Origin of the sequence: Dactylosporangium sp. CA-052675 (genome assembly GCF_050947935.1) — a bacterium.
Taxonomy (GTDB): Bacteria; Actinomycetota; Actinomycetes; order Mycobacteriales; family Micromonosporaceae; genus Dactylosporangium.
Map to the genome: position 1 here is coordinate 2,476,155 of NZ_CP192010.1, position 11,937 is coordinate 2,488,091.

Below are 11,937 nucleotides of genomic sequence, written 5' to 3' on the forward strand. Positions count from 1 at the left end.
CCACGCGGGTGACCTGCGGTGCAACATGATCCATTGATGTATGTCTGTGCACCTCCACACAGATCGAACCGGTTTGCCGGATTGCTGGGCGGCAATGCGAAAGGGGACCCCAAACCGAACGAGGAGGATCAATGGACAAGCCAAGGCTCCGGACCGCTCTCGGCGCGATGACGCTCGCGCTCGCGATGGTCGCGGTCGGCCTGGTCGGCGCGCCGTCCGCCGGCGCGGCCCCGGCCAGGGCGCAGGACGCCGTGGGCACCCTCACCTCCACGGTGACCGGAACCTTCACCGACGCCCAAGGCGGCGCGGGCACGTTCCGCGGCACGTTCACCCCGTCGCGGTTCACGGACGCGGGCGACCACGTCGACGCCACCGGCGTGCTCGCCGGGCAGCTGACGGACTCGGCGGGCGGCGTGCGGGACGTCTCGCAGCCCCAGACGTTCGCGGTCGAGGACATCAGCGCGATCGGGTGCCAGGTCCTCGACCTGAACCTCGCCCCGCTGGATCTCGACCTGCTCGGCCTCACCGTGCACCTGGACCGCGTGCACCTGAACATCACCGCGGTGCCCGGCGCCGGCAACCTGCTGGGCAACCTGATCTGCGGCGTCGCCGGCCTGCTCGACGGCGTCGGCGTCTTCGCCCGGATCGCCCTGCTGCTCAACCAGATCCTGGCCCTGCTGGGCCTGTGACGCGAACGCCCGGGGCGCGGCCGATCGTGGCCGCGCCCCGGTTCGCGCTCGCGTCGCGGGTGCGGCTAGACCCGCCCGAGCAGCCGCAGCCGCAGCGCCCGCAGGACCACGCCCGGCTTGGCCAGCGCCGCGGGGTGCTGCTCCATCGCCGTCACGCTGTTGAGGCGCCGGCAGGTGGGCTCGTCCTTCATGGACGCGCGCAGCAGCAGGTCGCCGGCCCAGCGGATCACGCGGTAGCCCCGCGGCTGCCCCGACGTGATGTGCGGCAGGCCCAGGTCGGCGAAGGTCGACACCTGCCACGCGGCGTCCACGATGACGCGGACCTTGTCGAAGTACGGCTTCGCGGGCGTCGTGGTGACGTCGGGCCCGGTCTGCAGCCACGCCGACAGGCACGACGCGTGCAGCGTGGCCGACGTCATCCCCTGCCCGTACACCGGGTTGAACGACGCCACCGCGTCCCCGGCCGCGACCAGCCCGGCGGGCAGGCGCTCCAGCGCGTGGAAGTCCCGGCGGCGGCTGTCGGCCTGGTGGTACGTGATGACCCCGCCGATCATCCGCCCGCGCTCGGCGATGTCGCCGAACATCGACGGGAAGTAGGCGCGGCAGCGCTGCGCGTACTCGGCGGCGTCGCGGGACGGGCGATCCTCGTCGTACCCGGCGACCAGCATCAGCCAGCGGTTGTCCTCCACCGAGAGCACCCCGCCGATGCGCGGGACCCGCCCGTCCCCGGGCGTCTCCTGGGTGATGACGACCCACGCGTCGCTGACCGACTCGTCGCGCTCGAACAGCGCCGAGGCGTAGTTGAGCTTGATCGGCATCCGCTGCATCGGCGCCCGCGGCCAGCCGTGCTCCTCCAGCCAGTCGTTGAGCCGGCTCGAGCGCCCCATCGCGTCGACGACGAGGTCGGCCGCGATCTCGGTGACCTCCTCGGCGCCCTCGGGCACGTACCGCACCCCGCGCACGGCCGACTCGCTGAACACGAGGTTCTCGGCCCGCCCGAAGACCATCGTCACGTTCGGCAGGGCGAGCACCCGCCGGCGCACCTGCGACTCCAGGAACGGCCGCGTGGTGATGAGGATCGGGCGCTGCGGGGGCGGGTCGGGCACCTCGCGGAGCCTGTTGTTGATGTACACCCGGCCGTCGGTGCGCCCGTAGTCCGGCGCCCCGGCCTCGACCGCGCCCTCGCTGAAGCCGGGGAACCAGCGGTCCAGCTGCGTCTGCCCGGCCGGCAGCAGGGCGTGCACCTGGGTGCCCTGCGGCACGCCGGGGCGGGGCCCGGTGCCCTCGGTCGGGTCGCGCTCGATGATGAGCACCTGTTCGGCGTGGTCGGACAGGACCCGCGCGGCCATGAGCCCGGCCATGCTGCCACCGAGCACGACCGCCTGCCGCATGAGGATGCGGGGCGGCCCGGGGGGTTCGGGCGTGCTGATCTCGGCGAATTGCTGCGCTGCTGACGGTGCCATGCAGTTGATGTTAAATGCTTCGCTACGAGGACGATCGATGGAACGGGGCCGGCCCCGGCCACATCCGCGGCTCCGTGGCCGCCCGGCTGCGCACCGTCACCGGGCGTCGTCGCGCAGGCCCTCGGCATAGGCCGCGGCGAACCCGTCCGCGCCGAGGTGCTCCGTCGCGGCCGCGGCCGTGTGGCGCATGTCCGGGTCGCCGGCCACCGCGGTGCCGCGCAGGCCCTCGGCATAGGCCGCGGCGAACCCGTCCGCGCCGAGGTGCTCCGTCGCGGCCGCGGCCGTGCGCCGCACGTCCGGGTCGCCGGCCACCGCGGTGCCGCGCAGGGCCGTGGCGCGGCCCAGGAGGCGGGCGGCCTTCCGCGCGTCGCCGGTCAGCACGGCGTGGCCCGCGCGGCCCTCCAGCACGTCGGCAAGGCTCGACGCGAGCGGGGCCCGCTGCGCCGCCGCCCACGCCTCGTCGTGCCGCCGGGCGGCGTCGGCGAGACGGTGCTGCGCCTCGGCCAGGCGGGCCTCGGCGGTCAGGATGCCCGCGCGGACGTAGACGGTGCCGGGGTCGCCCGGGCGGGTCCCGTGCCCGGCGCGGCCCAGGTGCGCGGCGGCCGCCTCCAGGTCGCCGCGGTGGCGGGCGACCTCGGCCAGGCCCAGCTCCGCGGACGGCGAACCGGTCGCGCGGCGCAAGTCCGACTCGGCCGCGGCCAGATCGCCCTGGCGGAGGTGGTCGAAGGCGCGGCGGCACAGGACGTCGGCGGCCTCCTGCACCGCGCCCAGCGCCTCCAGCGCGGCCAGGGCGGCGGCCCACCGCTCGTGCGCGAGGGCATGGTCGCCGCGCCAGGAGGCGAGCTGGGCCAGCCAGTCCAGGGCCTGGGCGATGCCCCAGCGCTCGCCCAGGGAGCGGAACCGGGCCAGCACGTCCAGCAGCCGCGTCTCGCCGGGGTGGCCGCCGAGGACCGCCAGCAGGGCCAGCCCCAGATCCTGCAGCGCCTGGTTCCAAGGATCGCCGGAGAGGATGACCGGGTTCGGGTCGGGGCCGGCGCCGGGCACGCGCGCCATGCCCCACACCGCGGCGCCGAACGGGTGGCGCAGCGGGCGGTCGAGGGCGGTCATCACCTCGCCCGCGCGGCGGCGGTGCCCGGCGCAGGCGCGCGACTCGGCGTGGACCACGCAGCTGACGTACTCCTCCTCCAGGCCCTCGATCGGGCCGTCCAGCAGCGCGGCGGCGATCGGGGCGACCTCGTGGCGGCGGCCGGCCAGCCACCAGTACGCGGCCAGGGCCGCGATCAGGCGCATCGCGACCGGCCGGTCGGCGGCCGCGGACCAGCGCAGCGCGGCCATGAGGTTCTCGTGGTCGGCGGCGAGGGCGGCGAGCCACGTGAGCTGCTCGGCGCGGCGCAGATGCGGGTCGGCCTCCCGGGCGAGCGCGAGGAAATACTCGGCGTGGGCGCGCTGGAGCCGGTCCCGCTCCCCGGCCGGGAGCCGTTCGCGGCCGAACAACAGGATCGTTTCAAGCATGCGGTACCGCCCGTCGCGCGCGACCAGCAGCGAGCGATCGGATCGGCGAGGGTGTCCTCGTCGATCCCGCACACGGCGAGCGCGGCGGGCCGGCTCGCGCCGCCGGCGAACACGGAGAACCGCGCCGCGGCCGAGCGCTCCCCGGCGCCGAGCAGCCGCCAGCTCCAGTCGACGACCGCGTGCAGCGTGCGGTGCCGGTCGGCCGCGGTGCGGTCCCCCCGGGAGAGCAGCGCGAAGTGCTCGTGCTGCGCGAGGCGCGCCGCCAGCTCGTCGAGGTCGAGCTGGCGGAGCCGGGCCGCGGCGAGCTCGATGGCGAGCGGCAGCCCGTCGACGAGCGCGCAGATCCCGGCGACGGCGGCCGCGTTGCCCGGCCCGACCGCGAAGCCCGGGCGCACGGCGGCGGCCCGCTCGGCGAGGAGCGCGACGGCCGGCTCGGCGGGCAGCGGCCCGACCGGCACCAGCGCCTCCCCGGTGAGCCCGAGCGGTTCGCGGCTGGTGGCCAGGATGGTCAGCCGCGGGCACCCGGCGAGCAGCGCCCGGGCGAGCGCGGCGCAGGCCGCGAGCGCCTGCTCGCAGTTGTCGAGCACGAGCAGCAGCTCCTGCTCGCCCACCGCGGTGACGATGGACCGCACCGGATCGGTCGCGGCCGTGGGCGCGAGCCCGCCGTCGCGCAGCCCGAGCGCGGCCGCCACCGCGTGCGCAACGGCCTCCCCCTCGACCACGGCGTCCCCGCCGGCCACCGCTTCCTCGCCGGTTTTCCCGCCGGCCACGGCTTCCTCCCCGGCCACGGTGCTCCTGCCGGCCACGGCTTCCTCCCCGGCCACGGTGCTCCTGCCGGCCACGGCTTCCCCGCCGGACACCGTTCTCCGGTCCGGCACGGCTTTCCCGTCGACCACGGCGGACAGGTCGGCGAAGCAGGCGTCCGCCCCCGCGACCTCCACGGCGAGGCGCGTCTTCCCGGCCCCGCCCGGCCCGACGAGCGTGACGAGCCGGGCGCCCCGCAGCGCGGCGATCCGCTCCAGCTCGGCCCCGCGGCCGATGATGCGGGTGAGCGGCGCCGGCGCCCTGCGCCGCGCCGGGGCCGTCGGTTCGGGTCGCAGCAGCCGCAGGTGCACGGCGCTGAGCTCGGCCGACGGATCGGTCCCCAGCTCCTCGGCGAGCAGCCGGCGCCCCTCCTCGAAGACCGCGAGCGCCTCCGCGGTGCGCCCACCGGCGTGCAGGGCCCGCATCAGCTGAGCCCGCAGCCGCTCCCGGAACGGGTGCTCGGCGACGAGCCGGCGCAGGGGTCCGACCGGGGTGCCCTCGGCCAGCCCGAGCTCGGCCTCGACAAGGTCCTCGACGGCGGCGAGCCGGGCCTCCTCCAGCGGCACCGCCTGTGCGGACCCGGCCAGGTCGGCCAGGGCCGGGCCGCGCCACAGCGCCAGCGCCGAGCGCAGGACGACCGCGGCGCCGCGCCCGTCGCCGGCGGCGAGCCGCTGCCGGCCCTCGCGCGCCAGGGCGCCGAACCGGTGGGCGTCGACGTCCCCGGGGTCGACGTCGATACGGTAGCCACCGGCGACGAACTCGACGAGACCGCCGGGCAACGCCTTGCGCAGGCGCGAGACCTGGGCCTGCAGCGCGTTGGGGCTCTCGCCGCCGAGCCGCTCCAGGGGCACGACGTGGCCGGGTTCGAGCAGCAGCAGGGTGAGCAGCGCACGGGGCTTGGGACCGCCGACCGAGACGACGCCGCCGTCGTCATCGAGGACTTCGAGCGGCCCCAGAATGCCAAAACGCATGCCACATTCTCGGACAGCCCCACCGCGGCCCCGTCACCCGCCCGATCGGCCCCCGCCGCACCCCGGCCCGTTCGTGCCCGCTCCGGCGCGCTTCGGGCGCTCCGGGTGCTCCGGGTGCTCCGGGTGCTCCGGGTGCTCCGGGTGCTCCGGGTGCTCCGGGTGCTCCGGGTGCTCCGGGTGCTCCGGGTGCTCCGGGTGCTCCGGGTGCTCCGGGTGCTCCGGGTGCTCCGGGTGCTCCGGGTGCTCCGGGTGCTCCGCGTGCTCCGGGTGCTCCGCGTGCTCCGGCTTGCTCCGTTGTCGGATCCGCTGCGCCTCGGTTCCCCGTGTGACCTGACGGCCGCACGGTCGTTCGACGCGTCGATTCGGCGGCGTTTTTTCGCGACACGGAATTAGGGGGCGCGCGGTGGTCGCCGGCAGGGTAGCGTGCGCTGATGCCAGTCCAGCTCCGTCGTGCCCGCACCGCTGGGTGCCTGCTGTTCCTGCTCTTCGGCGGCGCCCTCGGGGCGTGGACGGCCCGGGTGCCCGCGATCAAGCACGGGCTGGGCCTGGACGACTGGCGGCTGAGCGTGGCGCTGCTCGGCCTGGCCGCGGGCGCCATCGTGGGGCAGCTGGGCGCGGGGCGGCTGGTGGACCGGTTCGGCAGCGTGCGCGTCGCGGCCCCGGCCGCGCTGCTGGAGGGGGTGCTGCTGCTCCCCGCTGCATACGCCCCGTCGCTGCCGCTGCTCACCGTCGCGCTGCTCGTGTTCGGCGTCAACCACGGCATCCTCAACGTGGCCATGAACGCCAACGCGCTGGGGGTGCAGCGGGCGTACGGACGGCCGATCATCTCCTCGTTCCACGCCGTCTACAGCATCGGCGGGTTCGCCGGCGCCGCGCTCGGCGGGCTGTGCGCGCAGCTGGGCTGGTCGCCGCGGGGCACGTTCCTGCTGGTCGCCGCGCTGGCCGTCGGGCTCGCGGCGTGGGCGCTGCGCTGGCTCGCGCCCGAGCCGGAGGCGGACGCGACCGGCGACGTGAGCACCGGGCGACTCGACGGCGTGTACCTCCTGGGCGCCCTCGCCTTCTGCGCCCTCGTCGGCGAGGGCGCCGCGGCCGACTGGAGCGCCGTGTACCTGCGCGACAACCTGGGCGGCACCGCGGGGTTCGCGGCCGCCGGGTACGCGGCGTTCGCCATCGCCATGACCGCCGGCCGCCTGGTCGGGGACCGCCTGACGGTGCTGCTCGGACCGGCGAACCTGGTCCGGCTCGGCGGCCTGCTGGCGGCCGTGGGCCTGGGGGTGGCGCTGCTGATCGACGAACGGTACGCGGGCGTGGCCGGCTTCGCCTGTCTCGGCGCCGGGCTGTCCTGCGTGGCCCCGCAGGTGTTCTCGGCCGCGACCGCGCGCAACCCGTCGCAGCCCGCGCGGGCGTTGTCGGTCGCGGTGAGCATGGGGTACGCGGGCTTCCTGGCCGGTCCGGTCCTGATCGGCGCGGCGACCCGGGCCGTGCCGCTGCCGGTGGCCCTGGCCCTGCCCGCGCTGCTCGCCCTGCTCGTCGCCGCGAGCGCCGCCGCCGTGCGGACCCCGGCCCTCGACCGGAGCTGAGCAAAACCGGAACGGTTGCCGCGGTGCCGGAACGGTTACCGCGGTCTCGGATTGGTTGCCGCGGTGTCGGATTGGTTGCCGCGGTGCCGGGTTCGCGCCGGCGGCTGGGCGGCTCGTGCTCCCGGCCCGGTCGCGGCGGGTGCCGCGGCCGTGTGCGGCTAGTGCTCCCGCTCGCCGGGCATGTCGGCGTGTGCGTCCCGGTCCTCGGCCGGGGCTGTGCGCTGCCGGTGGGCCGCGACCACGTCGATCGTCGCGGCGATCAGGGCGGCCACGACGAAGGCGATCGTCACCAGCAGCGAGGCCTGGAAGGCCCGCGCCCAGTTGTTGTCGTGGTTGGCCAGCTGGTTGAAGAACACGGCGCCGACGGCGGCGATGCCGACCGCGGTTCCGATGCGCTGGCCGGTCTGGAGCACCGCGCCCGCACTCCCGGCCCGGCGGACCGGGACCTCGGCCAGCGTCAGCGTCTGGTTGGGGCTGATCACCAGGCCGCTGCCGACTCCGGCGACGAGCAGCGGCATCGCGGTGGCGAACCCGGCGCCGTGCCCGGGCACCAGGTGCAGCGCGTACACCGTGCCGACGAGGCCGGCGACCACCAGGACCAGGCCCGCGACGACCAGGGGGCGGCCGAAGCGGTTCACGGTGCGGCCGCCGACGGCCGAGGCGACCGCGGAGCCCAGCGCGAACGGGGTGATGGCCAGGCCGGCCTCCAGCGCCGTGTAGTGCAGGCCGCTCTGGAGCAGCAACGTGTACGTGAAGAAGATCGAGGTGAAGCCGCCGAAGTAGCACAGGCCCAGCAGCGAGCCCAGGCCGTAGGAGCGGACGCGGAACAGGTCCAGGTCGATCACCGACGTACCGTGGCGGGCGAAGTGCCTCTCCCACGCCAGGAACCCGGCCAGCACCGCGACGGCGGCCACCGCCAGCAGCCACTGCACCGGTCCGTGCCACTCGCGTTCCTGCACGAGCGGCAGCAGCAACAGCACGACGCCGAGGCCCAGCAGGGCGACGCCGATCGGGTCGAGTGTCTCGCGCCGCCCGGGCTCGTCCCGCCCGGGAATCCACTTCGCGGCGAGCACGATCGCGACGATGCCGATCGGCAGGTTGATGTAGAAGATCCAGCGCCAGCCGTCGGACGCCCCGAAGATCGCGATCAGCAGGCCGCCCAGCAGCGGACCCACGGCGGTGGACACTCCGATGGTCGCTCCCAGCAGCCCGAACGGTCGGCCGCGTTCGGCCGGCGCGAAGAGCTGCTGGATCAGCCCCGACACCTGGGGGTTCACGACGCCGGCCGCGGCCCCCTGCAGCAGCCGCGCCACGACCAGCCAGAGCGCCGTGGTGGCGAGCCCGGCGGCGGCGCTGGCCAGCGTGAAGGCGGCGAGCCCGGCGATGAACACGTTGCGCCGGCCCCGCGCGTCGCCGAAGCGACCGGCGGGCACGAGCAGCAGGCCGAACGTGAGCGCGTACCCGGACAGCACCCACTGCAGGGCGCCGGAGCTCAGACCCAGGTCGGACTTGATCGAGGGCAGCGCGACATTGACGATGCTGACGTCGAGCAGGGTCATGAATCCGGCCACCAGCACTACGCTGATGGCGCGCCATCGACCGGATGCGGATTCGCCGCTCATCGCTTGCCCGTTCCCGAGCGGGTTCGGTGCAAACCCTTCACCTCCGGAGGGTGGGTGTGATGTCGGTTTCGCCTGAGTGGTCGGCCGCTCGGGGACGCGTCAGGGCGTTGTTCGCTCCTCATGTCGTCGCGGCTCTGCCGCGGACGGCACGCGCTCTTCGTCGAGACGATGGCGACACCGTCGCTGACCACTGCACCCGCTGGATCCGGCTTCGGCACGCGGTGGGGTCGGCTCCGGCACCCGCCGGAGTTTGTCGGCACCGGGGGTGGCACTTGCGGTGACTCGTTGAGGGGCAAGGGCGCCTCCGGCGGGGGCTTTGGGTGCCGATGGGGCTGGGGCCGAAGTGCGGAGAAGAGCGGGCCGTGCTCCGGGCCGGGTGCCGGGCGGAGAGCCGTGCGCGGGAAACATCCGCGTGGTCAGCCGGTCGTTGTGCGTGACAGCCACTCCGTCAGCAGGGCTTCGAAGAGCTCCGGCTGTTCGAACTGCAGGTTGTGGCCGGCCACGTCCAGGACCGCGTACGTTGCCCGGGGATAGTGGGGGAGCAGTGCGTACTGGTCCTCGTAGCCCGTGATGCTGTCCTGGCGGCCGCACAGGATCAAGGTGGGTCTCGTGAACGCCCTGCCTGACTCCGGGGCCGTCGACAGGGCGTAGCGCCGCAGGATTCGGGTCACGGTGGGCTCGTCGGCGATGTCCAGGCCGGGCTGGACGTCGGCCTTGAAGCGCTCGTAGGCCGCGGCGGTTCGCACCACGGCCATCTCGGTGAAGCCCGGGTCGGCGTCCAGGTCCGGGTCGTTGCGCAGGGTCACGTGCTCGGGCACGGTGCGGGTGGCGTGCTCGACCGCGGTGCCGATCGAGCAGATCAGGGCCAGGCCCCGCACCTGGTCCGGGCGGCGGTTGGCCAGGGCGCGGCCCAGGTAGCCGCCGTAGGACTCGCCGATCAGCAGGAACGGCTCGGTGCCGATGTGTTCGGTGACGAAGGCGTCGAGGGCGGCCAGCACGTCGTCCGACGAGTCGATGCCGGCGCCGGGGGTGCGGCCCATGCCGGGCAGGTCCGGATACAGGCGGCGGTAGCCCGGTGCCCGGTCGAACAGCGGCTCCAGGCAGCCGAGCATCAGGCGGTGGTCGGGCGTGAAGCCGTGCACCGCCAGGACCGGGACTCCGCCACCGCGCTCCACGAAATACATGCCCGCATCCTGGCACCCGGGTACGACAAAAAACCCGCGTCACAGGCCCGCCCGGGCCGCCTGTGTACGCAGCGCGGCCAACGCGCGCGCGGACTGGCTCTTCACCGTGCCCGTGCTGCAGCCCAGGGTCCGGGCGGTCTGCTCGATGGACAGGTCGCAGACGTAGCGCAGCACCAGCACGGTCCGGCGGCCCGGGGGGAGGTGGTCGAGCAGGTCGCGTACCGGCAGCCGCTCGATGATCGCGTCGGGGGCGGCGCCCGGCGGGAGCTGGAGGTGCCGGGGAGTCGTGTCCATGGGAGCCAGGATCGGGCCCGCCGCTGACGTACCGCTGAAATCGCACCTCAGCCGTGCAGCCGGGCGCCCTTGAGGATCTTGTCGACCGCGTTTCTCGGGCCGTGGACAGCCAGGCCGGCCAGGGACAGGGCGTCCCTCGGCACGGCTCGCACCGCGGCCCGGTTGTCCTCGTCGTTGCCGGTCCCGAACAGCTCGTCGGTGAAGATCGCGCAGGCGAGGGCCTGGTCCGATGCCCGGCTCACGGCCCTCGCGTGGGCCTGCCGGAGCAGCGCCGCGTCGCCCTCGAAGATCATGACGGGCTGGCCGAGCATCGGCAGGTACCGCGTGCCGTCCGCGTCCTCGTAGGCCTCGCCGAGCAGGCCGGGCCCGGTGCCGGCGATCCCGGAGATCACGAAGGCGGTCACGTTCAGGCGCTGCCAGGTCGGCAGGTCGTCGCGCAGCAGGACGGCGATCTTGGTGGTGAAGGTCATGGGCCGAGCCTGGCCGCCGCGGCGGTGCGTGGCTTGTACGTTGTGCACGTGGGCGACGAAGTTGTGGCCGCGTGGCGGCCCCGGGTGCCCGGGGTGGCCGAGGTCTTCCACGCGCATTTCGTCGATCACGCGTATCCGCCGCACGTCCACGACGTCTGGACGCTGCTGATTGTGGACTCCGGGGCCATCCGGTTCGACCTCGACCGGCATCGGCGCGGGGCGGCCGGGTCCTCGGTGACCCTGCTGCCGCCGCTGGTGGCGCACGACGGGCGCGCGGCGACCCACGACGGGTTCCGGAAGCGGGTCGTCTACCTGGACTCGTCGGTGTTGCCGCCCGGCCTGGCCGGCGCGGCCGTCGACGCGGCCGGGCTGCGTGACGCGGCGCTGCGGCTGCGGATCCATCAGCTGCACGAGGCGCTGGGCCGGGCCGGGGAGGAGCTGGAGGCGGAGAGCCGGCTGGCGCTGATCCGGTCGCGGCTGCTGGCACACCTCGATCGGCGGCACCGGGAGGACCCGGCCCGGCCCCGGCGGCTGGCCGAGGGGCTGCGGGAGCTGCTGGAGGACCGGCTCGCCGAGGGGATCTCGCTGCGGGAGGCCGGGCTGCTGCTCGGGAGCCATCCCGGGCACCTGGTCCGGACCTTCACGGCCACGTTCGGGCTGGCGCCGCACCGGTACCTCGTGAGCCGGCGCGTCGAGCTGGCCCGCCGGTTGCTGCTGGCCGGGCGGAAGCCGGCCGAGGTCGCGGCCGAGGCCGGGTTCCATGACCAGGCGCACCTGCACCGGCACTTCAGGCGCCACGTCGGGGTGACCCCGGGCGTCTTCGCCGCCGGGCGCCAGTGACGCGAGGGTGTTGCCCCACCGTGTGCACGGTGGGGCCGGCGGGGCTAGGCCGCGGCCTCGCCGGAGGCCAGGTGCAGTCTCCGGTCGGCCGCGGCCGCGTTCCGGTGCAGGCGCAGGGTCTCGGCGCTGAGCAGGTCCCGGCCGATGCCGCTGAGGCGGTAGTAGCGGCGCAGCCGCGACGCGACCACCTCCTCGCGGTCCACCTCGATCAGGCCGTCGGCCCGGAGGCGGTCCAGGATGCCGTAGAGGGTGCCGGCCTGCAGGCGCACCCGGCCCTCCGAGATGCGCCGGACATCGTCGAGGATGCTGTAGCCGTGCTGTGACTCGGCTGCCAAGGCGGTCAAGACCAGGAACGTCGGTTCGCGTAACGGTAAGCCAGTCATACCCATCACTATATGAAGACCATCGATATATGCAATCGACCGATCGGATGGCCGACCCGGATTTTTAGTTAACTGTCTTAACAGCAGCGGGTCAATGGCTCCGCACCCTCGAATGCCGGAACTTC

12 protein-coding genes are annotated in these 11,937 nt (G+C 74.7%); 4 read left to right on the forward strand and 8 right to left on the reverse strand.

Going from position 1 to position 11,937, the window contains the following annotated elements; genetic code table 11:
• Window positions 1–131: 131 nt before the first annotated feature.
• Window positions 132–689 (forward strand): hypothetical protein, encoded by a 558-nt coding sequence (locus tag ACQP1P_RS11170; RefSeq protein ID WP_433085659.1) that lies wholly within the window; start codon window positions 132–134, stop codon window positions 687–689.
• Between the two features lie 65 nt (window positions 690–754).
• On the opposite strand, the gene ACQP1P_RS11175 is transcribed toward ACQP1P_RS11170, so the two are convergent.
• The 3 genes from ACQP1P_RS11175 to ACQP1P_RS11185 form a co-directional block, all read right to left on the reverse strand.
• Window positions 755–2,152 carry an FAD-dependent oxidoreductase gene (locus ACQP1P_RS11175; RefSeq protein WP_433085661.1) on the reverse strand — a complete coding sequence of 466 codons (1,398 nt, stop codon included), beginning with the start codon at window positions 2,150–2,152 and terminating at the stop codon, window positions 755–757.
• A 96-nt stretch (window positions 2,153–2,248) separates the two neighbouring features.
• Window positions 2,249–3,487, reverse strand: a complete 1,239-nt coding sequence (locus ACQP1P_RS11180; RefSeq protein ID WP_433085663.1) for a hypothetical protein — start codon at window positions 3,485–3,487, stop codon at window positions 2,249–2,251.
• Window positions 3,433–5,439 carry a BTAD domain-containing putative transcriptional regulator gene (locus ACQP1P_RS11185; RefSeq protein ID WP_433085665.1) on the reverse strand — a complete coding sequence of 669 codons (2,007 nt, stop codon included), beginning with the start codon at window positions 5,437–5,439 and terminating at the stop codon, window positions 3,433–3,435. The genes ACQP1P_RS11180 and ACQP1P_RS11185 overlap by 55 nt, the downstream gene beginning before the upstream one ends.
• A 114-nt stretch (window positions 5,440–5,553) precedes the next feature.
• On the opposite strand from ACQP1P_RS11185, the gene ACQP1P_RS11190 reads away from it, so the two are divergent.
• Window positions 5,554–5,832 (forward strand): hypothetical protein, encoded by a 279-nt coding sequence (locus ACQP1P_RS11190; RefSeq protein ID WP_433085667.1) that lies wholly within the window; start codon window positions 5,554–5,556, stop codon window positions 5,830–5,832.
• 38 nt (window positions 5,833–5,870) lie between these two features.
• Window positions 5,871–7,019 (forward strand): MFS transporter, encoded by a 1,149-nt coding sequence (locus tag ACQP1P_RS11195; RefSeq protein ID WP_433085669.1) that lies wholly within the window; start codon window positions 5,871–5,873, stop codon window positions 7,017–7,019.
• Between the two features lie 158 nt (window positions 7,020–7,177).
• On the opposite strand, the gene ACQP1P_RS11200 is transcribed toward ACQP1P_RS11195, so the two are convergent.
• The 4 genes from ACQP1P_RS11200 to ACQP1P_RS11215 form a co-directional block, all read right to left on the reverse strand.
• Complete coding sequence (locus ACQP1P_RS11200) at window positions 7,178–8,641, reverse strand: MFS transporter (protein WP_433085671.1); 1,464 nt, start codon at window positions 8,639–8,641, stop codon at window positions 7,178–7,180.
• A 416-nt stretch (window positions 8,642–9,057) separates the two neighbouring features.
• Window positions 9,058–9,825: an alpha/beta fold hydrolase gene (locus ACQP1P_RS11205; protein ID WP_433085673.1), complete on the reverse strand. Its 768-nt coding sequence runs from the start codon at window positions 9,823–9,825 to the stop codon at window positions 9,058–9,060.
• 39 nt (window positions 9,826–9,864) lie between these two features.
• A complete protein-coding gene (locus ACQP1P_RS11210; RefSeq protein ID WP_433085675.1) occupies window positions 9,865–10,119 on the reverse strand; it encodes a sigma factor-like helix-turn-helix DNA-binding protein in 255 nt (84 codons plus the stop codon).
• Between the two features lie 47 nt (window positions 10,120–10,166).
• Entirely contained in the window at window positions 10,167–10,589 is a 423-nt protein-coding gene (locus tag ACQP1P_RS11215) for a DUF2000 family protein (protein ID WP_433085677.1), read from the reverse strand.
• A gap of 48 nt (window positions 10,590–10,637) precedes the next feature.
• On the opposite strand from ACQP1P_RS11215, the gene ACQP1P_RS11220 reads away from it, so the two are divergent.
• Window positions 10,638–11,429, forward strand: a complete 792-nt coding sequence (locus ACQP1P_RS11220) for an AraC family transcriptional regulator (protein ID WP_433085679.1) — start codon at window positions 10,638–10,640, stop codon at window positions 11,427–11,429.
• A 44-nt stretch (window positions 11,430–11,473) separates the two neighbouring features.
• Here the strand turns inward: ACQP1P_RS11220 and ACQP1P_RS11225 are convergent, their stop codons facing one another.
• Complete coding sequence (locus ACQP1P_RS11225) at window positions 11,474–11,773, reverse strand: PadR family transcriptional regulator (RefSeq protein WP_433085681.1); 300 nt, start codon at window positions 11,771–11,773, stop codon at window positions 11,474–11,476.
• Between the last annotated feature and the right edge of the window lie 164 nt (window positions 11,774–11,937).